Origin of the sequence: Micromonospora sp. NPDC126480 (assembly GCF_040302465.1) — a bacterium.
In the GTDB taxonomy this organism is placed as follows: domain Bacteria; phylum Actinomycetota; class Actinomycetes; order Mycobacteriales; family Micromonosporaceae; genus Micromonospora.
In genome coordinates this window covers 1-22112 of sequence record NZ_JBEORU010000001.1, presented here as the reverse complement: position 1 = coordinate 22112, position 22112 = coordinate 1, and the positions used below count along the sequence as shown (strand labels likewise).

The 22112-nt window shown below is 71.9% G+C and carries 20 protein-coding genes and 1 pseudogene; 11 read left to right on the top strand and 10 right to left on the bottom strand.

Annotated elements, in window-relative coordinates; translation table 11 throughout:
- Positions 1-8: 8 nt before the first annotated feature.
- Positions 9-575 (top strand): YbjQ family protein, encoded by a 567-nt coding sequence (locus tag ABTW87_RS00105; protein WP_350646971.1) that lies wholly within the window; start codon positions 9-11, stop codon positions 573-575.
- 111 nt (positions 576-686) lie between these two features.
- Here the strand turns inward: ABTW87_RS00105 and purB are convergent, their stop codons facing one another.
- Both purB and ABTW87_RS00095 read right to left on the bottom strand, forming a co-directional pair.
- A complete protein-coding gene (gene purB, locus ABTW87_RS00100; RefSeq protein WP_350646970.1) occupies positions 687-2111 on the bottom strand; it encodes an adenylosuccinate lyase in 1425 nt (474 codons plus the stop codon).
- A gap of 62 nt (positions 2112-2173) precedes the next feature.
- Complete coding sequence (locus ABTW87_RS00095; RefSeq protein ID WP_350646968.1) at positions 2174-2773, bottom strand: hypothetical protein; 600 nt, start codon at positions 2771-2773, stop codon at positions 2174-2176.
- Between the two features lie 122 nt (positions 2774-2895).
- Between ABTW87_RS00095 and ABTW87_RS00090 the strand changes: the two genes are divergently transcribed.
- Together ABTW87_RS00090 and ABTW87_RS00085 are read left to right on the top strand one after the other, a co-directional pair.
- On the top strand, positions 2896-3639 hold the full coding sequence (locus ABTW87_RS00090; protein WP_350646966.1) for an SDR family NAD(P)-dependent oxidoreductase: 744 nt from the start codon (positions 2896-2898) through the stop codon (positions 3637-3639).
- A gap of 120 nt (positions 3640-3759) precedes the next feature.
- Positions 3760-6090: a right-handed parallel beta-helix repeat-containing protein gene (locus ABTW87_RS00085; protein WP_350646964.1), complete on the top strand. Its 2331-nt coding sequence runs from the start codon at positions 3760-3762 to the stop codon at positions 6088-6090.
- Positions 6091-6228: 138 nt separating this feature from the next.
- Here ABTW87_RS00085 and ABTW87_RS00080 read toward each other — a convergent pair whose 3' ends face one another.
- Together ABTW87_RS00080 and ABTW87_RS00075 are read right to left on the bottom strand one after the other, a co-directional pair.
- Entirely contained in the window at positions 6229-6948 is a 720-nt protein-coding gene (locus tag ABTW87_RS00080) for a GntR family transcriptional regulator (RefSeq protein ID WP_350646962.1), read from the bottom strand.
- Positions 6949-6966: 18 nt separating this feature from the next.
- Complete coding sequence (locus ABTW87_RS00075; protein WP_350646960.1) at positions 6967-7509, bottom strand: UTRA domain-containing protein; 543 nt, start codon at positions 7507-7509, stop codon at positions 6967-6969.
- 418 nt (positions 7510-7927) lie between these two features.
- On the opposite strand from ABTW87_RS00075, the gene ABTW87_RS00070 reads away from it, so the two are divergent.
- Positions 7928-8296, top strand: a complete 369-nt coding sequence (locus tag ABTW87_RS00070) for a hypothetical protein (RefSeq protein WP_350646958.1) — start codon at positions 7928-7930, stop codon at positions 8294-8296.
- The gene (locus tag ABTW87_RS00065; RefSeq protein WP_350646956.1) at positions 8293-8790 is read left to right on the top strand and encodes a hypothetical protein; all 498 of its coding nucleotides are present in this window, start codon (positions 8293-8295) and stop codon (positions 8788-8790) included. Before ABTW87_RS00070 ends, ABTW87_RS00065 begins: the two co-directional genes overlap by 4 nt.
- 146 nt (positions 8791-8936) lie before the next feature.
- On the opposite strand, the gene ABTW87_RS00060 is transcribed toward ABTW87_RS00065, so the two are convergent.
- Positions 8937-10229, bottom strand: coding sequence for an acetyl-CoA C-acetyltransferase (locus tag ABTW87_RS00060; protein WP_350646955.1), 1293 nt, complete (start codon positions 10227-10229; stop codon positions 8937-8939).
- A gap of 55 nt (positions 10230-10284) precedes the next feature.
- Here ABTW87_RS00060 and ABTW87_RS00055 point away from each other — a divergent pair, with 55 nt between their 5' ends.
- Genes ABTW87_RS00055 through ABTW87_RS00045 form a run of 3 tightly spaced genes read left to right on the top strand, consistent with a single transcriptional unit; the run spans position 10285 to position 13210 of the window.
- Entirely contained in the window at positions 10285-11643 is a 1359-nt protein-coding gene (locus ABTW87_RS00055; RefSeq protein ID WP_350646953.1) for a 3-oxoacyl-ACP reductase, read from the top strand.
- The gene (locus ABTW87_RS00050) at positions 11643-12548 is read left to right on the top strand and encodes a MaoC/PaaZ C-terminal domain-containing protein (RefSeq protein ID WP_350647563.1); all 906 of its coding nucleotides are present in this window, start codon (positions 11643-11645) and stop codon (positions 12546-12548) included. The genes ABTW87_RS00055 and ABTW87_RS00050 overlap by 1 nt, the downstream gene beginning before the upstream one ends.
- Positions 12549-12604: 56 nt before the next feature.
- Positions 12605-13210 (top strand): DedA family protein, encoded by a 606-nt coding sequence (locus tag ABTW87_RS00045; protein WP_350646951.1) that lies wholly within the window; start codon positions 12605-12607, stop codon positions 13208-13210.
- A gap of 58 nt (positions 13211-13268) precedes the next feature.
- On the opposite strand, the gene ABTW87_RS00040 is transcribed toward ABTW87_RS00045, so the two are convergent.
- Positions 13269-13907: a TetR/AcrR family transcriptional regulator gene (locus ABTW87_RS00040; protein WP_350646949.1), complete on the bottom strand. Its 639-nt coding sequence runs from the start codon at positions 13905-13907 to the stop codon at positions 13269-13271.
- A 69-nt stretch (positions 13908-13976) separates the two neighbouring features.
- Here ABTW87_RS00040 and ABTW87_RS00035 point away from each other — a divergent pair, with 69 nt between their 5' ends.
- From ABTW87_RS00035 to ABTW87_RS00025, 3 genes are all read left to right on the top strand, one after another.
- Positions 13977-14429: an SCP2 sterol-binding domain-containing protein gene (locus tag ABTW87_RS00035; RefSeq protein WP_350646947.1), complete on the top strand. Its 453-nt coding sequence runs from the start codon at positions 13977-13979 to the stop codon at positions 14427-14429.
- Position 14430: 1 nt separating this feature from the next.
- Positions 14431-15645: an acyl-CoA dehydrogenase family protein gene (locus ABTW87_RS00030; protein ID WP_350646945.1), complete on the top strand. Its 1215-nt coding sequence runs from the start codon at positions 14431-14433 to the stop codon at positions 15643-15645.
- 78 nt (positions 15646-15723) lie between these two features.
- Positions 15724-17286: an AMP-binding protein gene (locus tag ABTW87_RS00025; protein WP_350646943.1), complete on the top strand. Its 1563-nt coding sequence runs from the start codon at positions 15724-15726 to the stop codon at positions 17284-17286.
- Positions 17287-17423: 137 nt separating this feature from the next.
- On the opposite strand, the gene ABTW87_RS00020 is transcribed toward ABTW87_RS00025, so the two are convergent.
- The 4 genes and pseudogenes from ABTW87_RS00020 to ABTW87_RS00005 form a co-directional block, all read right to left on the bottom strand.
- Positions 17424-19271 (bottom strand): cell wall-binding repeat-containing protein, encoded by a 1848-nt coding sequence (locus ABTW87_RS00020; RefSeq protein ID WP_350646941.1) that lies wholly within the window; start codon positions 19269-19271, stop codon positions 17424-17426.
- A gap of 264 nt (positions 19272-19535) precedes the next feature.
- Positions 19536-20786 (bottom strand): phosphoribosylamine--glycine ligase, encoded by a 1251-nt coding sequence (gene purD, locus ABTW87_RS00015; protein ID WP_350646939.1) that lies wholly within the window; start codon positions 20784-20786, stop codon positions 19536-19538.
- A gap of 83 nt (positions 20787-20869) precedes the next feature.
- Positions 20870-21616: a type IV toxin-antitoxin system AbiEi family antitoxin gene (locus ABTW87_RS00010; RefSeq protein WP_350647561.1), complete on the bottom strand. Its 747-nt coding sequence runs from the start codon at positions 21614-21616 to the stop codon at positions 20870-20872.
- A 48-nt stretch (positions 21617-21664) separates the two neighbouring features.
- A pseudogene (locus ABTW87_RS00005) lies at positions 21665-21886 on the bottom strand (type IV toxin-antitoxin system AbiEi family antitoxin domain-containing protein); the annotation flags it as partial.
- Between the last annotated feature and the right edge of the window lie 226 nt (positions 21887-22112).

Sequence of the window (22112 nt, the reverse complement as noted above, 5' to 3'; positions counted from 1 at the left end):
CGGCGCGGATGGTCGGCGGAGCGCCGGCCGTCCGCGCCGCGCCGTTTTTCAGCATCCGACCAGGTGAACAAGCCTCACGATGGGCCCCACGATCGGCTGACAGCATCGGAACCGTGCTGGTCGTGACGACGGATCAACTTCCCGGCTACGAGGTCCGCCAGATCCTCGGCGAGGTGGTCTCCTCGATGGCCAGGACGCGGAACCCGTACCGCGAGGGCGTGAAGAACCTGCGCGGCGGCGCGTACGACCCGATGGCGCCGGACAACCTCACCCGCTGGCGTACCGACTCGGTGGCCCGGCTCGGCGAGGAGGCCCGCCGGCTCGGCGCGAACGCGGTGATCGGCATGCGCTTCGACAGCCGCGACTGCGGCGAGATGTGGATGGAGATCTGCGCGTACGGCACAGCGGTGATCGTCGTACCCAAGGTCCCCGACGTCATGCCCCCGGACCAGCCCCTGGTCGCGGCCGAGACCGCCCACGAGGGCGAGTTCGCGGAGGAACCCGGCGGCATCGCCGAACCGGCGAGCGCCCCCAACCTTCGCACCGCCGCCGAAACCCCCACCCGCGACTCCTGACCATCCGCCCACCCCGCGCCCCATCCCGTTGATCATGAAGTTGTAGCGGCACGACACGGCGTGTCGCCGCGACAACTTCATGATCAACGCGCGGAGGCCGGGGGGTGGTGGTCAGAGGATGGGGGGTGGGGTGTAGGTGGCGGCCTGCGGGTGGGCGGCGACCACCGTGGCTACCCGGGTGGCCACGGCCGCCACCTGGGCGGGGGCGGCACCGGTGAAGGCGGTGCGGTCGGCGACCAGATCGTCGATCTCGGCTCGGCTCAGCCCCAGACGGCCGTCCGCCGCCAGGCGGTCGAAGAGGTCGTTCTCGGGGGCACCCTTCTCGCGCATCGCCAGGGCCACCGCCACCGCGTGCTCCTTGATCACCTCGTGGGCGACCTCGCGACCCACACCGCGCCGGACCGCCGCGACCAGGATCTTGGTAGTGGCCAGGAACGGCAGGAACCGCTCCAGCTCCCGGTTGATCACCGCCGGGTACGCACCGAACTCGTCGAGCACGGTGAGGAACGTCTGGAACAGGCCGTCGGCGGCGAAGAACGCGTCCGGCAGGGCCACCCGGCGGACCACCGAGCAGGACACGTCGCCCTCGTTCCACTGGTCGCCGGCCAACTCGCCGACCATCGACAGGTAGCCCCGGATGATCACGGCGAAACCGTTCACCCGCTCCGACGAGCGGGTGTTCATCTTGTGCGGCATCGCGCTGGACCCGACCTGACCCGGCTTGAAGCCCTCGGTCGCCAGCTCCTGGCCCACCATCAGGCGGATCGTGGTGGCCAGCGACGACGGCCCGGCCGCCACCTGCGCCAGCGCCGAGAGCACGTCGAAGTCGAGGGAGCGCGGATAGACCTGCCCGACGCTGTCCAGCACCCGGCGGAAGCCGAGGTGCCCGGCGACCCGCCGCTCCAGCTCGGCCACCCGGTCGGCGTCGCCGTCGAAGAGGTCGAGCTGGTCCGCGGCGGTGCCCACCGGGCCCTTGATCCCCCGCAGCGGATACCGGCCGATCAGGTCGTCCAGCCGCTCGTACGCGATCAACAACTCCTCGGCGGCCGACGCGAAGCGCTTGCCCAGCGTGGTGGCCTGCGCCGCGACGTTGTGCGAACGACCCGTCAGGACCAGATCGGAGTGCTCGACGGCGAGCCGGGCCAGCCGGGCCAGGGTGGCGACCACCCGGTCGCGGATCAGCTCCAGCGACGCCCGCACCTGGAGCTGCTCGACGTTCTCCGTGAGGTCCCGGGAGGTCATCCCCTTGTGCACGTGCTCGTGCCCGGCCAGCGCGCTGAACTCCTCGATCCGGGCCTTCACGTCGTGCCGGGTGACCCGCTCACGCTCCGCGATCGAGGCCAGGTCGACCTGGTCGAGCACCCGCTCGTACGCCTCGACCACCCCGTCCGGCACGGCCACGCCGAGGTCCCGCTGGGCCTTGAGTACGGCCAGCCAGAGCCGCCGCTCCATCCGGATCTTCTCCTCCGGGGACCAGAGGGCGACCAGTTCCGGCGAGGCGTACCGGTTGGCGAGCACGTTCGGGATCGTCGTCACCTCGCCATTCTCGGACACCGGCCGGCGTCCCCGGCACCGCCCCCGGCGTCGGCCGGGCTGCCTCACACCTCCGGAATGTCGTGCACGGTCGCACTCACCACGAGCGTCTTCGTCTGCTTGCCCTGAGCGTTGCGCACGGTCAGCAGGTACGTGTGCTTCTGGACGTCGCCCCCGGCGCCGGAGCAGGGGAAGTTCAACGTCTCGCTGCCGGTCGGCGGATAGTTGTCGGCGTAGACGCCGGGACCGTCGATCGAGAGCGCGACGTAGTCGACGTTGCTGGCCTTCCACTCCAGGACGACCGGCGTGCCCGCGATCGGGTTCGCCGTGGTGCCGGCCGGGCAGGACGGCTTCTGGGCGACCCGGAAGTAGGCGATGGACGGGCCGGTGCTGGTGCCCGACTTCCCACCGCTGCTGCCGGTGCCGCCACCGGTCGACCCACCGCCCGTCGATCCGCCGCCGGTCGGACCGCTGCCGGGCTCGACGGCCGCGGTGGTCGCCGGAGCCGGAGCGGCGGACCCCGCCGTCGCGTCGCCGGGTGCCCCGGTGACCTCGGTGGCGGCGGTGGCCTCCGTGGACGTCGTGCCGCCGGAGCCGCAGCCGGTGACCGCCAGCACGGCGGCCAGGGCGACGACGGTGGTGCGGAGCAGGACCTGATCTGACATGACCACTCCCCTCACGGGTGCCGCCGCCAGCGCTCACCGGCGGGCTGGCGTCCACGGTAGGCACGACCGGCAACACCCGCCCCGGATGATCTCCATCCTGAGTCGACTGTCAGGATCGGACGATGACGTCCAGACTTACCGGGAAGGTCGCCCTGGTGACCGGCGGGAGCCGCGGTATCGGTGCCGCCGTCGTACGCCGACTGGCCGAGGACGGCGCCCACGTCGCGTTCACCTACCGCGCCGCCGAGGACGAGGCGAAGGCCGTCGTGGCCGACATCGAGTCGTACGGCCGCACCGGCCTGGCGATCCGCGCGGACAGTGCCGACGCGGCGGCGGCGGTCGACGCCGTCGAGCGGACCGTCGCCCGGTTGGGCCGGCTGGACATCCTCGTCAACAACGCCGGGGTGTTCGCCGGCGGGCGGATCGAGGAGGTCGGCCTCGACCTCCTCGACCGCGCCGTCGCGGTGAACGTCCGCGGGGTGTACCTGGTGACCCAGGCCGCGGTGCGCCACCTGCGGGACGGCGGGCGGATCGTCAACATCGGCAGCAGCTTCGCCAGCCGCGTCCCGGCGCCCGGGGTGAGCGCGTACGCCATGACCAAGAGTGCGGTGAACGGTCTGACCCGAGCCCTCGCCCGGGAACTCGGCCCGCGCGGCATCACCGTCAACCTGATCCTGCCGGGTTCGACGGACACCGACATGAACCCGGCGGACAGCGCGGGCGCCGACGCGCAGCGGTCGCACATCGCCCTCGGCCGGTACGCGACGCCCGCCGACGTGGCGGCGATGGTCAGCCACCTGGTCGGCGAGGGCGCGCGGCACATCACCGGCGCGTCGATCGCCGTCGACGGCGGCTCGACCGCCTGACCGGCGGCGGAAATTGTCGCTGCCGCGAGTTCGGGGCGGACAGAACGCGGCCGATACGTCATGATCAGAGGTCTCCGGCCAGTTCGGCCGCCTCCATCCTCTTCGCTTGAGAGACACCGCATGCGCAGATCCCGCCTCGTCGGGCTCGCGGCGGTCGCGATGATCAGCGGCACCCTGCTGTCGCCCGCGACCCCCGCCCACGCCGACGGCACCAGGCTCTACGTCAACAACATCGACCCCGAGGCCTGCTCCGACACCGAGGGCGGCAGCCTGGAGCTGCCCTTCTGCACCATCGGAGCGGCCGCCGCCAAAGCCGGCCCCGGTCAGACCATCCAGGTGTCGGGCGGGCCGTACGCGGAACGGGTCGACGTCCCCGTCTCCGGCACGGCGGACCGGCCGATCACCATCGATGGGTGGGCGTCCGCGAGCGGCCCCCGCACCCTGCTCCAGGGGCCGACCGCGGGCTTCGTCATCCGCGGCCAGCGCCACGTCACCATTCAGGGCTTCCAGGTGTACGGGGAACTCGAGGCACCCGCGGTGGACCTGCATCAAGCCAGCGGGGTCGCCGTCAACGGGCTGATGGTGAGAGCGACGGCGGCTTCGACTCAGCCGGCGTTTCGCCTGTCCGCAGTTACCGGATTCACCGGCGAGCATGTCATCGCCTCCGGGCCGGGACTCGCCAACGGCCTGTCTCTGGATTCGGCAAGCAGCGGGGTGACCATCACGTCGGCCATCTTCACCAACCGGAATACCGAGGCCGGGGAAGGCGTCGGCATCGACGTCGCCTCCTCCGACACCCGGATTCTCGAGACTCTCGTGTCCGGGTTCCGCGGGGCGGGCATCGCCGTCCGCTCAGGTGCGGTCCACACGGTGATCGCCAACAGCCAGATCGACGAGGGCTACGGCGACGGCATCCAGATCCGAGGTGCGACCGGCACCGCCCTCAGCAACAACAGGGTGGAGAAGCGCTGCGGCAACGGCGTCCGCGTCGACGGCCCGTCAGAACGCATCTCCGTGCAGAACAATCTCGTCCTGCGTAACGGGTACGGCGGCCCGGGCGCCACGAGTCTCTGCGAGTCCGCTCCCACTGACGGAGTGGAGATCGGGGTGTACGGCGAGTCGCGCGGAAAGGCCGTGGTCGACTACAACAACACGGCCAACTCGCAGAGGGGCTACGCCTGGGGCGCACCGATGACCCTGGAGCAGTTCCGGGCCGCGTCCGGGCAGGCCGCCCACGACATCCGCGAGACGACCACGTTCGGCCGCATCGACTCGGCCAACTCGGCGGCACCGGGCTTCCCGGCCAGGGATTTCGACGGGCGCGGCCGCGGGGACGACCCGTCGCGGGCCAACCTCGGTGCCGGTCCGGTCCCCTGGGCCGACCGCGGCCCCTGGGAGACCCTCGCCCAACCGACCGTGGTCGCCTCCTTCAAGCATGAACCGGGCACCGGTTGGGTCACCGTCGACGCCTCGTCCACCGCGCCGGGCTTCAGTCCGGTCGCGTCGTACCGGTTCGACTTCGGTGACGGCACGGTCGTGACCCAGGCCGGGCCGGTGGCCCGGCACCAGTACCGCACGCACGGGACGCGCACCGTGAGCATCCAGGCCACCCTGGTGGACACCATGACGGGCAGCAGGGCGTACCAGGTCAGCTTCCTGCCGCGCGCCGGAACGATCGGTCTCCTGTCACCGGCCCACCACCGCTACGTCGGCGTCGGCCGCCCGTCGAAGCCGGGCGCCGCCCTCCACGCCGATCACCCGACCCTGACCACCGCGCAGGCGTTCGACCTGGTGAACGTGGGCACCGGCCAGGTGGCCCTGCTCTCGCACGCCACCGGCGGCTACCTGACCCTGGAGCACGACGGCGGTTACGTGGTGACGGGTCGCGCCGCGGCCGTCGGTCCCAACGAGACGTTCGCCATGACCCGTTACTCCGACGGCAGCTTCAGCCTGAAGGCGTCCACCGGCCGGTACGTCAGCACGTACGGCTCCGGCGGGCCCCTGATCCCGGAAGCGAGCCAGGTCGGGCTGACGGAGAAGTTCCACCGGGTGAACCTCGCCGACGCCGGTAGGAGCCTGCGGCCGGCGATCCGCAAGCAGTACGTGACCGCGGACACCGCCGCCGCGAAGCCGCTGACCGCCAGCGGCACCACGCTCGGCAGGAACCAGCGGTTCGACGTCGTCGACCTCGGCAGCGGCAAGGTCGCCCTGTTCGCGCACGCCAACAACCGTTTCGTCTGGACCCCGAACAACGGTTCGCTGCCCTTGATCAACAGCACCGGCGCGGTCGGCCCGACGGCGACGTTCACGCTGGTCCGCAACACCGACGGCACGGTCAGCCTCAAGGCCGCCGCCAACAACCGGTACGTCACGGTGGGCACCAGCACCACCACGCCGCTGACCGCCAGCCGTACCTCGATCGGCCTCACCGAGCGTTTCCTGCTGCGCTGACCCACCACGCTCGGCGCCCGTCACGAACACTCGTGGCGGGCGCCGAGCGTGTCTGATCGCGGCGCCATAGCCACCACGGCATGGCCGGATGGCGAAGCGGCGCGCGAGCCGGGACGTTTCCCGCGTCATCCCGTTCGACTAGGAATCCAGCCGCTGGCGGTAATGCAGCTCGTGCAGGTGACTACCCTTGACCAGGACGGACGCCTCAACAGGCCGGCCATCCACCGAGCAGATCACACGGACCTGCCGGAGCACGGGTACGTACGGTGGCAAGGACAGCGTCTCGACCTCCTCCGTCGTCGGCATCCGCGCAGAGATTCGATCGCGCATCTCCTGTGGCGGGTAGCCAAGTTCTGCCAGCACTCGCGGCGCTCCACTACGGATCTTGCGTCGCTCCGCCAGCTCAGTGCCGCGAGCAATGCTGGCCGGGTAATACGACCAGGACAGCTCGACCGGCTCGCCGTCGTGCAGGAGCAGCCGATGCCGCAGTACCGTTCGGTCGTTGTCGGCCAGATCTAGGCTCTCCGCCACCTCGATCGGCGGTACGACCTCCCGGACGGCGATGAGCCGATAGGCATAGCCGGCGACCGAGGGGGCAAGGTACGGAACCGCCTCCACTGCCTGCGGTCGCCGGTCCCGGACATAGACACCCTTGCCAACCGCGCTGTGCACGGATCCCTCCGCCTTCAGCGAGGCGAGTGCGCGCTGCACTGTTGCAGTGGCGGCGGAGTACTGCGTCACCAGTATCGGGATCGACGGCAGTTGGGACCCTGGGGCGAGATCTCCGGACATGATGCGTGCGCGGAGGTCGGCCGCGATCTGCTCATGGCGCGGGCGGCCGTCGGTTCCGCTCGCCATGTCAGGTGCTCCGCTCTGTCAGTCGACCAACAATTCGTATCGCAGGCGCCGCCCCCACGGCACCATAGTCATGACGCTCACCTCGACCGGGCACCCTTGGTCCGTGCTCGACACGCGGGTGAGGCCCAACACCCACTCTCGATCGCTCAGGTCGAGCAGACGGCGCTCGGCGTCGTCGGGCTGGCGCGTGTACACGTCCTCCATGATCCGTCTCGGACGATAGCCCAATTCCGCGAGAAGGCTGACCACACCTCCGCGGATCTTGCCTGGCTCGGCAAGGGCGGTGTTCCGGGCGATCGACACCGGATAGTACGAGTAAGTCAGTTCGACCGGCCGATCATCCAACAACATCAACCGTTGTCGGGCAACCACCGGCTCGTCGTCCTCGATGCCCAGAGCTTGTGCAACGTGCGCAGCGGGCATCAACTCACCGACCCTCAGGAGGCGCTGAGTGCCGACACCGCCCTGCTGTGCGGCCTCCTCAGCCCAGGCATCCCCTTGCCCCTCAGACCGAGGCAGGACATAGGGCGTCGAGACGCTGAGCCACTCAGTTGCGCTCATCTTCTCTCCCACTGATCGTCGGCCTGGCACCCGCCGAACCATTCACGACAGCCTTGATGCCTTACTGATATCGCAGTAAGGTTACCTCGGAACACGAAAGCGGACCGGAGTGGGGTTGGTTTGGCGGCCTCCCACTCCGGTCCGGACGAGTCGAGGGAGCAGCCACGCTAGACCACGCCCGGGGATCGACTCTTCTCCTGTCTACCACCGTCCGCGCGTCAGCGCGTACCCGGTGATGGGCGTGGCGCGTCCGGCCGTGACCGTTCCCGACCAACCCGGTGCCGCGCCGACCTGCCCGGCACCGGCCCGTGACGGGGCGGGCGTACGTCCGCGTCCGGCACCCGACCGCGACCGCGATGCCCCCGCGGCGCGGCCCGGTGCGTGCCGTGCGCCCGCCCTCAACCGACAGGAGTGGGAGATGGGCGTCTACCGATCGAGCGTGTCCTGGCACCGCGAGGAGGCGGAGGCCGAGGCGGCGCGCGAGATCCTGGCCAGCCACGTGCCCGACCGGGATACCGGCCTCTGTGTGATCTGCCTGCGTCCCGGGCCGTGCACGCCGGCCAACGCGGCGGCCAACCGCCTGGTCGACCTCGGTCGACCGGTGCTGCCGGCCATCGAGCCGAGACAGCGGCGCACCGGCCTACGCGGCTGGTTCGCCCCGAGGCGGACGGACCGATCCAGCCCGGAATCGCCGCCCCGACGGTTGCCGCCGCGCCGGGCGCCACTGCTCACGTACGCCTGGATCGTCCGGCTCGGGGCGGCCCGCGCTGGCGGGGTCACCCCGTGACCGGGGCACTGCCGTTCGCCGTGGGCGATGTGGTTGACCTGGCCGAGCAGCACTACTGCTACGGCCTGGGCAAGCTCACGTTGCGGATCGTGGAGCTGGGCCGCCGGGAGCAGCACAGCGACGGGCTCTGGATCCACCTACGCGGTGTCGACCTCGGCGACCCACGCGGGCCACGCCAGCGCCGGGTGCTGGCCCGCATAGACGCCGTACGCCCGGCAGCCGTGCAACGACCCGCCGCGCACCTACCCGCCCGGCCCAGTTGGACCTGCACCGGTTGCGGGCAGGCGTGGCCGTGCCCCGACCGCCGCCGGCGGCTACTGGAGCGGTACGCCATCGAACGCATCACCCTGCACGTCTACCTCGGCACCCAACTGGCCGAAGCAGCCTCGGACCTGCGCCAGGTGCCGCCGGCCTTGCTCTACGAGCGGTTCCTCGGCTGGCTGCCCGACCGCCGAGGCTTCTCCGAAGCTGCCGGCGGGCCGACCGGAGGGTAGGTAGCTGTCGCTGCTGGCGCGGAAGATCGCGAAGCCCAGGTGTGCAGCGATTCGTTCGCGACATCACCTCCAAAGGGCCCCAGGTGCGTTGTGCTCCTCACCCGCTCCGGGAAGCGGTGCAGAGCGGTGCAGCCCAGTGCCGGCGGTCAGCGCTCCAGGATCGCGGTCACGCCCTGGCCGCCGGCGGCGCAGATCGAGATGAGCCCACGCCCGCTGCCCTTCTCGGCGAGCAGCTTGGCGAGCGTCGCCACGATCCGCCCGCCGGTCGCCGCGAAGGGGTGGCCGGCGGCGAGCGACGAGCCGTTGACGTTCAGCTTGTCCCGGTCGATCGCGCCGAGCGGAGCGTCCAGCCCGAGCCGGTCCTTGCAGAACTCCGGCGACTCCCAGGCGGCGAGTGTCGCCAGCACCTGCGAGGCGAACGCCTCGTGGATCTCGTAGAAGTCGAAGTCCTGGAGGGTCAGGCCGGCGCGGGCCAGCATCCTCGGCACCGCGTACGCGGGGGCCATGAGCAGCCCCTCGTCGCCGTGCACGAAGTCCACCGCGGCGGCCTCCGACCAGGTGAACCAGGCCTGCACGGGCAGGTTGTGCTCCCGGGCCCACTCCTCGCTGGCCAGCAGCACGGTGGAGGCGCCGTCGGTCAGCGGTGAGGAGTTGCCGGCGGTCATGGTGGCCTGGTCGGCGTCCGGCCCCTTCGTCCCGAAGACCGGCTTCAGGCCGCCGAGCTTCTCCAGGGTGGTGTCCGGCCGCAGGTTCTGGTCCCGGGTCAGGCCGAGGTACGGCGTCAGCAGGTCGTCGAAGAAACCGCGCTCGTACGCGGCGGCCAGCCGCTGGTGCGAGCGGAGCGCCAACTCGTCCTGCGCCCGCCGGTCGACCTGCCACCGGAGGGCGGTGCGGGCGGCGTGCTCGCCCATGGACAGGCCGGTCCGTGGTTCCGCGTTGCGCGGGATGTCCGGCCGGAACGGCTGCGTCGGGCGCAGCCGCGCCGCGATCCTCAGCCGCTCGCCGAGCGTCCGGGCGCTGTTCAGCTTGAGCAGCGTGCGGCGCATCTCCTCGTTGACGGCGAGCGGCGCGTCCGAGGTGGTGTCGACGCCGCCGGCGATGCCGACGTCGATCTGACCGAGGGCGATCTTGTTGGCGACGAGGATTGCCGCCTCCAGGCCCGTGCCGCAGGCCTGCTGGATGTCGTACGCGGGGGTGTGCGGGTCGAGCTTCGAGCCGAGCACCACCTCGCGGGTCAGGTTGAAGTCCCGCGAGTGCTTCAGCACCGCCCCGGCCACCACCTCACCGACCCGCCGGCCGGCCAGGCCGTGCCGGGCGACCAGCCCGTCCAGCGCCGCGCCGAGCATGTCCGCGTTGGACGCCTCGGCGTAGCGCGAGTTGGAGCGGGCGAAGGGTATGCGGTTGCCGCCGATGACCGCTACCCGCCGGATGTTCTGCACGATCCCGCCTCCTCGAAAGGCTTGCCCTCAACCTACTCGCCAGTAGGCTACGCCTATGACCGACAGGTACGCGAGCTTCGTCCAGACAGGGGCCGGCCGCGCGCTGGTCAAGCGCCTCGGGCTGCCCGACCCTCCGCGACTGCGCCGGCACCGCCCCGGCGACCCCCTCGTACCCGGGCCCGTCCTGCTCGGCGCCGCCGCGGGTGGCCGCCTCGCCGGGCCGGTCGGCAAGATCCTGACCGCCGCCGGGGTCGAGCTGCGCGACCCGGCCGCCGGCACCGACGGCACGGCGCGCTTCGGTGCCCTGGTGTACGACGCGACCGGCATCACCGACTCGACCGGGCTGCGCCAGCTCTACGACTTCTTCCACCCGCACGCCCGGTCGGTGCTGCCCAGCGGCCGGGTGATCGTGCTCGGCACCCCGCCCGCCGAGTGCCCGTCGCCCCGCGAGGCCACCGCCCAGCGCGCCCTCGAAGGGCTGACCCGCAGCATCGGCAAGGAGTTCGGCCGGGGCGTCACCGCCCAGCTCGTCCAGGTCACCACCGACGGCGACGAGGGCACGACCACCAGCCTGGAGGCCACCCTCCGGTTCCTGCTCTCCGGGCGGTCCGCGTACGTCTCGGGTCAGGTGATCCGGGTCGGCGCGGGGCGCGCGGAGCCGCCCGCGGACTGGGACCGACCGCTGGACGGACAGATCGTCCTGGTGACCGGCGCGGCGCGCGGAATCGGCGCGGCGCTGGCGCGGGTCCTCGCCCGCGACGGCGCCCAGGTCGTGGCCCTGGACATCCCGGCCGCCGGTGACGAGCTGGCCCGGGTCGCGAACGAGATCGGTGCGACCGCCGTCCAGCTCGACCTGACCGCCCCGGACGCGCCGGCCCGGCTGGCCGAGCACCTGGCCACGCGGCACGGCCGGGTCGACGTCGTCGTGCACAACGCGGGCATCACCCGGGACAAGACGCTCGGGCGGATGGACGCCGACCGGTGGGACGCCGTGCTCGACGTCAACCTGTCCAGCCAGGAGCGGATCAACGACGTGCTGCTGGAGCGGGAGCTGATCCCCGCCGGCGGGCGCCTCGTCTCGGTCTCCTCCATCGCGGGGATCGCCGGCAACCGAGGGCAGACGAACTACGCCACCAGCAAGGCGGGTGTGATCGGTCTGGTCCAGTCGCTCGCCCCGGCGCTGCGGGACCGCCACGTCAGCGTCAACGCGGTCGCGCCCGGGTTCATCGAGACCCGGCTGACCGCCCGGATCCCGCTCATGCTCCGCGAGGCCGGCCGGCGGATGAACAGCATGGCCCAGGGCGGGCTGCCGGTCGACGTCGCCGAGACGATCGGCTGGCTCGCCTGGCCGGCGACCGGCGCGGTGAGCGGCAACATCGTCCGGGTCTGCGGCCAGAGCCTGCTGGGGGCGTGATGGTGGAGAGCAGCAGGGAACCGGCCACGTCGGTCACCCGGAACCGCATCCAGCTGCCGCAGGTGCCGGCGGCGGGCGCGCTGTACCGCCGGGCGCTGCTCGGTGCGCTGCCCGGACTCGGCGGCCGGCGCCCCGCCCACCCGCCGGCCGTCGAGCTGTGCGTCGACGGAGTCACCGTCGACCGCTCGCACCTCGCCGCGTACGACCGGGTCTGCGGGTTCCGGCTCACCGACCGGCTGCCGGCGACGTTCCCGCACATCATGGGCTTCCCGCTCGCGCTGCGCCTGATGACGACCCCGGACTTCCCGATCCCGCTCACCGGCGTGGTGCACGTCGGTAACCGGATCACCGTCCACCGGCCGATCGGCGCCGACGAGACACTCGACTTCACCACGTACGCGGAGAACCTGCGCCCGCACGACCGGGGCCGGCAGATCGACGTGGTGCTGATCGGCGCGGTCGGCGGGGAGGAGGTCTGGCGCGGCGTGTCCACGTACCTCGGCCGGGAGCGCACGCCCGGCGGGGGCGAGCGGCGCGACCGGGGCGAGCGACCTCCGGCGCCGGCCGCCTCCGCGCACTGGCGGGTCGAACCGGCTGTCGGTCCGGCCTACGCGCGGGTCTCCGGCGACCACAACCCGATCCACACCTCTCGCCTCGGGGCGCGACTGTTCGGGTTCCGGCGCCCGATCGCGCACGGCATGTGGAGCAAGGCCCGGTGCCTGGGAGCACTGGAGAACCGGCTGCCGGACGCGTACCACGTCGACGTGGCGTTCAAGCTGCCGTTGCCGCTGCCCAGCACGGTCAGCTTCAGCAGCACCCCGGCCGGCGACTTCGCCCTGCACGACTCGCGCGGCCGCCCCCACCTCCAGGGCACGGTCACGGAGGAAGGAAGGGCCCCTTCTTAACGCCTTTTGTATAGGAAGGGCCCCCTGTTAACACCTCGGCCCAAGAGCATGAGGGCATGGAGTCCGCGCTCGACCTGCTCCGGCAGTTGGTCACCTCGCCCCTGGTGTACCTGCTGCTGTTCGCGCTCACCGCAGCCGACGCGATCTTCCCCGTGGTGCCCGGTGAGGTGGCGGTGATCACCGCGGCGGTGCTCGCCATGAGCGGCGAGCCGGACCTGGTCGCGGTGACCGCCTCCGCCGCGCTCGGTGCCGTCGCCGGGGACCACGCCTCCTACGCCATCGGGCGCGGTGGCGGCGCCCGCCGGCTGACCCGCCTGCCGGAGGAGAGCAGACGGCGGGCCAGCTCGGAGTGGGCCCGCCGGGCGGTGTGCCGGCACGGCGGCCTGATCCTCACCACCGCCCGGTACCTCCCGGGCGGCCGGACGGCCGTCACGCTGACCATGGGCGCGCTGCGCTACCCGCCCCGGTGGTTCCTGCTCTACGACGCGGTCGCGGGGCTGAGCTGGGCGCTCTACTGCGTCCTGCTGGGCTACTTCGGCGGGCTGGCCTTCCAGGAGGATCCGCTCCGGGCCGTACTGGCCGGGCTGGGCCTGTCGGTGGTGGTCACGCTGCTGATCGAGGCGGTCCGCCGGGTCCGGCGGCGGGTCGCGGCCCGTCGGTGAGTTTCGCTGTTAACAGGGGGCCCTTCCTCTACCGCAGGCGTTAAGAAGGGGCCCTTCCTTACGTCGAGGGCGGGCGCCAGGTGGTGCCGCGCAGGAGTTGGGCGGCGCCGAGCCAGGCGACGTTCATCATCCGCGTGGCGGTCTTCTCCGGATCGGCCTCCGGGTGGTCGGCCAGCCAGTCGGCGAGCGACTCGGTCGCGCCGACGAGGGCGTACGCGACGACCTCCAATTCGGTCTCGGGCACCTCACGCCCGTCGGCGCGCAAAGCGTGGTCGAGCATCCCGGCGACGACCTCGACCATCCGGCTGCGCATCGCGGCGAGTTCCCCGGCGAAGGGCTGCTCGCCCCGGGCCTGCCGGTAGAGCACCGCCCAGCCGTCCCGGTGGGCGCCGACGAACCCGAAGAAGGCGCGCAGGCCGCGCCAGAGCCGTTCGTCGGCCGGCAGGTCCGGGGCGGCGGCACCGGCGATGGCCTGCATCATCCGGGTGCCCTCGCGGTGCAGGCAGGCGACGAAGAGTTCCTCCTTGGTGCCCAGGTACGCGTACACCATGGGCTTGGAGATGCCGGCGTCGTCGGCGATCTCGTCCATGCTCGCCGCGTGGAAGCCCCGCCGGGAGAAGACCTTGACGGCCGCGTCGAGCATCTGCTGCTCCCGGACGGCCCGGGGCAGGCGTTTGAAGGTGGGGAGGCTGGGCACTCTTGCGAGCATACCTACTCGTGCGTAGGGTTACGCACGAGTAGCCAAAATCTCGGAAGGTGCGCCCTCATGACTGACTTCGACCCGGCCAACTTCGCCAACGTCGGCCCCAAGGAGTTCGCGCAGCTGGTCAAGTCCACCCCCGACGACAAGATCGCCGAGGTGATGTCCGGCGAGATGCGCGGCAAGATCCTCGACGAGGTCTTCGGCCGGATGCCGCAGCTGTTCCGCGCCGACCGGGCCGGCTCGACCAACGCGGTCATCCACTGGAACATCACCGGCCGCCCGGACGGTGGCACCGACACCTACGAGGTGGTCATCGCCGACGGCACCTGCACGGTCAACCAGACCCCGCAGCACGACCCGAAGCTCAGCCTCACCATGGGCCCGGTCGAGTTCCTCAAGACCGTCTCCGGTGGCGCCAACCCGGTCATGATGTTCATGACCGGCAAGCTGAAGGCCAAGGGCGACCTGGGCCTGGCCGCCAACATCTCGAACCTCTTCGACATCCCCAAGGCCTGACGTGGCCGAGTTCTCGCTCGACCTGACCGAGGAACAGCGGGATCTCCGCGACTGGGTGCACGGCTTCGCCGCCGAGGTCGTGCGCCCGGCCGCGGCCGAGTGGGACGCGCGGGAAGAGACGCCCTGGCCGGTCATCCAGGAAGCGGCCAAGGTGGGGCTCTACGGCTTCGAGTTCCTCGCGACCTGCTGGGCCGACCCGACGGGCCTCTCCCTGCCGATCGCCAGCGAGGAGCTCTTCTGGGGTGACGCCGGCATCGGTCTGAGCATCTTCGGCACCTCGCTCGCCGTCGCCGCCATCTACGGCGCCGGCACGCCCGACCAGCTCGTCGAGTGGGTGCCGCAGTGCTTCGGCGACGTCGACTCCCCCGCCGTCGCCGCGTTCTGCACCAGCGAGCCCGAGGCCGGCTCCGACGTCGGGGCGATGCGCACCCGCGCCGTCTACGACGAGGCCGCCGACGAGTGGGTGCTCAACGGGCAGAAGGCGTACGCCACCAACGGAGGCATCGCCGGCGTGCACGTGGTCACCGCCTCGGTCGACCCGGAGCTGGGGTCGCGGGGGCAGGCCGCGTTCGTCGTACCGCCGGGCACCGCCGGGCTCAGCGCGACCCGCAAGCTGCGCAAGCTCGGCCTGCGCGCCTCGCACACCGCCGACGTCTTCCTCGACGGGGTACGCGTGCCCGGGCGCTGCCTGCTCGGCGGCAAGGACGCGCTGGACGAGCGGCTGGCCCGGGCCCGCTCCGGGCAACGGGCCTCCGGCCAGGCGGCGATGCGCACCTTCGAGCTGTCCCGGCCGACGGTGGGCGCGCAGGCGCTCGGCGTGGCCCGGGCCGCCTACGAGTACGCCCTGGACTACGCGAAGGAGCGGGTCCAGTTCGGGCGGCCGATCATCGAGAACCAGGCGGTGGCGTTCGCGCTGGCCGACATGAAGATGGAGATCGACGCCGCCCGGCTGCTGGTCTGGCGTGCCTCCTGGATGGGGCGCAACAACCGGCCGTTCGCCGCGGGCGAGGGCTCGATGTCCAAGCTCAAGGCCGGCGAGGTCGCCGTCGCCGTCACCGACAAGGCGGTGCAGCTGCTCGGCGGCGCCGGCTTCCTGCGCGACCATCCGGTCGAGCGTTGGTACCGGGACGCCAAGATCTACACCATCTTCGAGGGCACCTCGGAGATCCAGCGGCTCGTCATCTCGCGGGCCATCTCCGGAATGCAGATCCGCTGACCGGCACGCCTGACCAAGCGCGCTGAGGGCCCCCGGGAACGGGGGCCCTTCGCGTACCGCCGAAGGAGGCCCACCCCCATGGACCTGCCGTTCGTCGTCACCACCCTCACCCGGCGCGGGCTGCTCACCCCCGGCCGTCCGGTCCGCGTCGCGGCCCAGCTCAACGCGCTGCGCCGGTGGGGTTTCAGCCTCGCCGGAGAGCTCCGCCAGGCCGCCGCCCGGGACCCCGGCCGCACCGCCGTCATCGACGAGCAGGGCGCCGAGCTGACGTACGCGGACCTGCTCGGCCGCGCCGAGGCGCTGGCCCGGGCGCTGCGCGCCACGTACGGGCTGCAGGCCGGGGACCGGATCGGGGTGCTCTGCCGCAACCACCACGGCCTGATCGAGACGATCGTCGCCGCGACCGTGCTCGGCGTCGACGCCGTGCTGGTCAACACCGGGCTGTCCGCCACCCAGCTCGCCACCGTCGCCGACGAGCAGCGGCTGCGGGTGCTCGTCCACGACGACGAGTTCGCCGAACGCCTCCTCGGGCTCCCCGCCGAGCTGCCCCGGGTGACCGAGCAGGCCCGGGAGGGGTTGGTCGCCAACTCCCTGCCCGGCGTACTGAGCCCGCCGGAACGTGACGGCCGGATCATCGTGCTCACCTCGGGCACCACCGGCGCGCCGAAGGGTGCCCGCCGGCCCACCCCGCACGGCTTCGGTCCGCTGGTCGCGATCATCGACCGGATCCCGCTGCACGCCCGGGACCGCGTGCTGATCGCCGCCCCGATCTTCCACACCTGGGGCTTCGCCGCGCTCCAGATCTGCTTCGCGCTGCGGGCCACCGTGGTGCTGCACCGCCGCTTCGACCCGGCCGCCACGCTCGCCGCCCTCGCGGCGCAACGGTGCGACGCGCTGTTCGCCGTACCCGTGATGGTGCAGCGGCTGCTGGAGGTGCCGCCGCCGGAACCGCGGCCCCGGCTCAAGGCGGTCGCGCTCAGCGGATCGGCGCTGCCCGGGGGCCTCGCGACCGCCTTCATGGACGCCTACGGCGACGTCCTCTACAACCTGTACGGCTCCACCGAGGTCTCCTGGGCCTCGATCGCCGGTCCCAGGGAGCTGCGGGCCGCCCCGACCACCGCCGGGCGGCCGCCGCACGGCACCCGCCTGGTCATCCTCGACGAGACCGGCGCGCCGGTGCCGCGCGGTCAGGTCGGGCGGATCTTCGTCGGCAACGAGATGCTCTTCGAGGGCTACACGTCGGGCGCCGACCGGGAACGCCGCGACGGCCTGGTCGACACCGGCGACCTCGGCCGGCTCGACGCCGACGGCCTGCTGTTCGTCGACGGCCGCGCCGACGACATGATCGTCTCCGGTGGGGAGAACGTCTTCCCGTCCGAGGTGGAGACCCTGCTCGGCCAACTCCCCCAGGTCCGGGAGGTGGCCGTGATCGGCGTACCGGACAGCGAGTACGGGCAACGGCTGGCCGCCTTCCTCGCCCTGCACCCCGACGAGACACTCGACCCGGAGGCGGTACGCGAGTACGTCCGGCGGCACCTGGCCCGGTTCTCCGTGCCGCGGGACGTCGTGTTCGTGAAGTACCTGCCCCGCAACGCCACCGGCAAGGTCCTCACCCGGGAGCTGCGCCGCTACTACGACTGAGGGCCACCCACACTCGTTCGCCAGCGAAGTGTTCGACCAGCTCGGGCAACCTCGGCTCGCACGACGCGCGGCCGAGCCGGCGCAGTCCTCGACCCGGCCGGCTTGACCGCGCGGACGGCGCCAGCCGCCGCGCGCGATCAGCGGCCCGTGACGTCGGTCGGGTTGGTCACCGCCGCCGCGCCGAGGGGGCCACTCATCCAGTAGCCCGCCTGGCTACGCTGCCGGTCGGTCACCACGGCAGCAGAGCCGAAGACCAGCACCTCCCGGGTTGACCCGCCGGACTGGCCGAGCAGGAACGCGGCCTGGGAGCCGAGGTCGTTGGCGGTGCCCGGGGTGAGCATCAGCGGGCCGTCGAGCAGGCCCATCAGCGCACCGCCGGCGAGGGCGTCCGGCCAGTTGGTGCCGGTCGCGATACCCACGTGGCTCTGCCCGCCGAAGAACCGGAACGCGGCCTGCCGCGCCGTCTCGTACCGGGTCTCGCCGGCGACCTCGATGACTGCCGGGTCGTAGGTCGATCCAGCAAACCAGCCGGAACCCCCGACGCCGTAGAGGGTGCGGTCCGTCCCCGACAGGGTGTCCAGGAAACTCCTGGTGATCGGGGGAAGTACGTGGTCGTTGGTGAGGACCACCACCGCGGACAGCGGGCTGCCCGGGGTGTTGTACGAACCCGCGGCCGCACCTGCGGCGAGCGCGTCCGGGAAGTTCATCCCGGTCGCGAGCAGCACCAGGTCCGGCGTCGGGTCTATCTCCTTGGCGATCGCCACGGACGTGCCGAACCGGTCCGTGCCCTGAAGCCGCTCCACCGAGAAGCCCAATGCCTTGACCGCGTTCGCCACGTCGGTGGACAGCGCACCCGGGCTGCCCAGCAGATAGACGGTCCCGCCGGGGACCAGCACCCGCTGGATCTCTGCCCTGGTGTCGGCCTGCAACGCCGTCGGCGGGGTCATCAGCAACGGACCGCGCTTGGCCACCGCCAGCGCCGAACCGGCCAGCGCGTCAGCGAACGTGTCCGACCGCGACAGCACCACCGACCGCGCCTGCTCCCGGGTGTCCAACGCGTCCGCGACGGTCTTCCAGTGCGACTGGGAGACGGCGACGGCCGTGGTGTACCGGGTCTGCCCGGCCAACCGCACCACCCGGTCCCGCTTCCGCGGCTGGTACGCCGGCTTCCCGGTGGCACCCGGCACGGTCACCGGGCCGGCCGCCTGCGAGCCGTTCGTGGCGACGGTCGCCACCAGGGCGCCGCCCTGGTTGAAGGCGATGGTCTTGCCGTCCGGCGACCAGACCGGGTTGTCCTTCACACCGGCGTTGCCGGCCACGACGATCTCGTTGCCGCCAGCCAGATCCGAGACGAGAATCTGCTCGCCGCGCACGAACGCCACCTTCGTCCCGTCGGGCGACAGGGCCGGATTGGACCCGTTGTCATCCACCAGCGTGATGCGCTGCTCCGCCGGCTTCGCCGGATCGTAGAGCACGACGCTGGACTGGCCCGTCGGGCTGCCCGAGCCGTTGTCCGCCTGGCGCTGGAACACCACCTTCTGGTCCGGACCGCCGTCCGGGTTGCGGTAGTGCCGCGTATCACCGATCGGGGACAACTGCTCTACGGCGTCCCCGGAGGACAGCGAGCTCGGCGCGATGCGGATCCGCCAGGGCACGCCTTCCGACTTTTCCGCCCACACCAAGCTGGTGCCGTCGCCCAGCCAGGTAGGGCTCTCGAGATGCGTGTTCACGCTGTCACGGAACAGGCGGTGGTAGGTTTCTGCGCCGTCCCACCGGATGACGCTGAGGCCACCCTGCATGTCGATGTGAGCGCCGACACTACCGTCCGGCGACCAGGCGACGTCACGCATCGCCTCGCCGTAGGGATTGCCGATGGTGCTGCGGCTGGGGTCATTGAAGATCTGCAGCGAGACGCCGTTGTTGCTGGTGGTCAGCACATTGCCGGAGCCCGGCAGGCTGGCGCTGGCGGTAGGGACGCCAGTCACGAGCGCGGTCGAGCCCAACGCGAGGGCCGACACGAGCACCGCGGAACGGCGAACGGAGGATGAAGGCAAGGAAACTCCCCGCTGCAGTGAGGTGTCGTGGAATGCACCCGTCCACCGGCTGATCCGGAGCGGACGATCAGCACCCTAGAAGATCATCCACGGCTACGCACAGCCCTGGACGCCGCTCAGCAGGGATATTCGGTCGAACGGATGACGCGAGGCATCGCGGACTCGGCCAGCGGCAGGTCGCGCACGTCCGCCGTTTCAGCGGGCAACGGCGATCCGGCCCTCGATGGCGTCCGCCGCGATGTCGGTGCGGTGGTGCGAGCCGGGCAGGTCGATGCCGCGTACCAGGTCGTAGGCGGCGTCGCGCGCGGCGGCCAGGTCGGGGCCGGTGGCCGTACCGCAGAGAACCCGGCCTCCGGCGGAGAGCAACGCGCCGTCGGCGGCCCGGCGGGCGGTGCCGGCGTGGATGACGCCCGGGCGCTCCGCTCCCGTGATCACGTCTCCGGCACGCGGCTTCGCCGGGTAGCCCTCAGCGGCGACCACGACGGTGACGGCTGCGCCGTCGCGCCAGCGCAGCGGCGGGTGCGCGGCCAGCGTGCCGGTGGCGGCGGCGTGCAGCAGCCCGGCCAGCGGCGACTCGAGCAGCGCCAGGACGACCTGAGTCTCCGGGTCACCGAAGCGCGCGTTGAACTCGATCACCCGGGGGCCCGCGGTCGTGATGGCGAGACCGACGTAGAGCAGGCCGGAGAACGGGACGCCCCGGCGGCGCATCTCCGCAAGCGTCGGGTGGACCACGTCCCGCATCACCTCGTCGACCAGGCCCGGTGGCGTCCATGGCAGGGGCGCGTACGCCCCCATGCCGCCGGTGTTCGGGCCGGTGTCGCCGTCGCCGACGCGCTTGAAGTCCTGGGCGGGCAGCAGCGGGACGGCGGTGTCGCCGTCGGTGACGACGAAGAGGGACACCTCGGGGCCGGCGAGGTACTCCTCGATCACCACCCGGCCGCACTCCCGCGCGTGCTGCTCGGCCTTCTCGCGGTCGTCGGTGACGACCACGCCCTTGCCGGCGGCGAGACCGTCGTTCTTGACCACGTACGGCGGGCCGAACTCGGCAAGCGCCTCCGCGACGCTCCGCGCGTCGGTGCAGGCGTACGCGCGAGCGGTCGGCACGCCGGCCGCCGTCATCACGTCCTTGGCGAAGGCCTTCGAGCCCTCCAGGCGGGCCGCCTCACCGGACGGGCCGAAGACGGCGATACCCTTGGCGCGTACGGCGTCGGCCACCCCGGCGACCAGCGGCGCCTCCGGACCGATCACGACCAGGTCGGCCGCGGTCTCCACCGCCAGGGCGGCCACGGCCGCCGGGTCGAGGGGATCGACGCTCCGGATCTCGGCGATCCCCGCGATCCCCGGATTCCCCGGCGCCGCGATCAACGCCTCGACACTCGGATCCGAGCTGAGCCCGAGCGCGAGCGCGTGCTCCCGCCCGCCGCCACCAAGAAGAAGAACCCGCACGGCGCAGATCCTACGGGACCCGTCCCCACATCGGTTGACCATGAAGTTGTAGCGCCGACACGCCGGTGGGGAAGGCGACAACTTCATGATCGATATGTTCGAGCGGGGGAGGTCAACGCTTGGCGGACCACCCAGGGGATGTAGCCGGGGTCCAGCGTGTCCTGCCAGGTGAAGCGGAGGATCGTCCAGCCGGCGTTGACGAGCCTGTTCTGGCGGCGGCGGTCGGCGAAGACCGCTTCGGGGATCTCGTGCGGGGCCCGGCCGTCCGCCTCGGCGATCACCCGCGGGGCGCGCCAGCCGAGGTCGCCGATACCGAGCAGGTAGCCGTCGTCGTCGCGTACCTGGATCTGGAGGACGTCCGGAGGAACCCGTCCGTCGACGCAGCGCAGCCTCGTCCGCGTCTCCAGCGGGGACTGGGCCCGCCCGTCCGCCTCGGCCAGATAGCCTCGCGCCGCCACGGCGCCTCGCCGTCCCCTGATCATCCCGGGTACGGCGGACAGGTCGGGCTCCGTGACGAGCCCCTTGTTCAGCGCGGAGTCGAGCAGGCAGACGGCGGGATACCGACGTTCCCGAAGGATCAGGTCGGCGATGGTCCGCAGCGGTGTGGTCACGGCGATGCCGTCGGCCCGGGTCTGGTGACCCGGCGGGATCGTGAGCTGGTGGACCATCACGCCCGGCTGGGTGGGCCGGGCCGGTCGCGCCGCGCCGCCCGGCATGGACACGTGGATCTCGTCGGTCCGCCGCAACCCCGCCAAGCCGTGCAACTCGGCCGCGGTCGACAACACGGCGATTGCCGCTGGGCCGAAGGACGCCACGGCGGCCCTGATCATGGCGCGGCGGGAGACTACCTCGTGGCGATCCGCGTCTAACAGATAGCAGCCTCGCGCAACGGGACGCCAACGGCCGGACCGACAGAGCCGCTGCACGTCATGGACGGAGAGCCCGGCCGCTCGCGCCTGGGCGAGGGTCACGATCCCGTCCCGGGTCGCCGCGACCCACCTCACCACAGTCAGAGGATCCACCCCGGCAACTGTCCCGGCCGACGCGAAGCCCCGGAACCCCCTGTGGATAACCCTCGCCCACCTGTGGACAACGCCCATCACCCGCCGCCCCGTTGATCATGAAGTTATAGCGGCGACACGCCGATCCGCAGAGCTATAACTTCATGATCAACGCGGAGGGCGCGCGGGACGGGCGGCGGGGACGGGGGGTAACGGGTGGAGGGTTAGGGGCAATGCCGCGTAGTTAGCGGTAGCGGTTCGGTGTCAAGGGTGTGTTGATGGGTGTTAATGCAGCGGAGCCCCGGTAGGGAAGGTTCGTCCGCCA

Bases quoted from the DNA above. Each gene is read 5' to 3' on its own strand.
- ABTW87_RS00070 (WP_350646958.1), top strand. From the start codon at position 7,928: ATGGGCGTCTACCGATCGAGCGTGTCCTGGCACCGCGAGGAGGCGGAG.
- ABTW87_RS00050 (WP_350647563.1), top strand. From the start codon at position 11,643: ATGGTGGAGAGCAGCAGGGAACCGGCCACGTCGGTCACCCGGAACCGC.
- ABTW87_RS00105 (WP_350646971.1), top strand. From the start codon at position 9: ATGGTCGGCGGAGCGCCGGCCGTCCGCGCCGCGCCGTTTTTCAGCATC.
- ABTW87_RS00055 (WP_350646953.1), top strand. From the start codon at position 10,285: ATGACCGACAGGTACGCGAGCTTCGTCCAGACAGGGGCCGGCCGCGCG.
- ABTW87_RS00085 (WP_350646964.1), top strand. From the start codon at position 3,760: ATGCGCAGATCCCGCCTCGTCGGGCTCGCGGCGGTCGCGATGATCAGC.
- ABTW87_RS00095 (WP_350646968.1), bottom strand. From the start codon at position 2,773: ATGTCAGATCAGGTCCTGCTCCGCACCACCGTCGTCGCCCTGGCCGCC.
- ABTW87_RS00010 (WP_350647561.1), bottom strand. From the start codon at position 21,616: ATGATCAGGGCCGCCGTGGCGTCCTTCGGCCCAGCGGCAATCGCCGTG.
- ABTW87_RS00075 (WP_350646960.1), bottom strand. From the start codon at position 7,509: ATGAGCGCAACTGAGTGGCTCAGCGTCTCGACGCCCTATGTCCTGCCT.
- ABTW87_RS00025 (WP_350646943.1), top strand. From the start codon at position 15,724: ATGGACCTGCCGTTCGTCGTCACCACCCTCACCCGGCGCGGGCTGCTC.
- ABTW87_RS00080 (WP_350646962.1), bottom strand. From the start codon at position 6,948: ATGGCGAGCGGAACCGACGGCCGCCCGCGCCATGAGCAGATCGCGGCC.
- ABTW87_RS00045 (WP_350646951.1), top strand. From the start codon at position 12,605: ATGGAGTCCGCGCTCGACCTGCTCCGGCAGTTGGTCACCTCGCCCCTG.
- ABTW87_RS00035 (WP_350646947.1), top strand. From the start codon at position 13,977: ATGACTGACTTCGACCCGGCCAACTTCGCCAACGTCGGCCCCAAGGAG.
- ABTW87_RS00090 (WP_350646966.1), top strand. From the start codon at position 2,896: ATGACGTCCAGACTTACCGGGAAGGTCGCCCTGGTGACCGGCGGGAGC.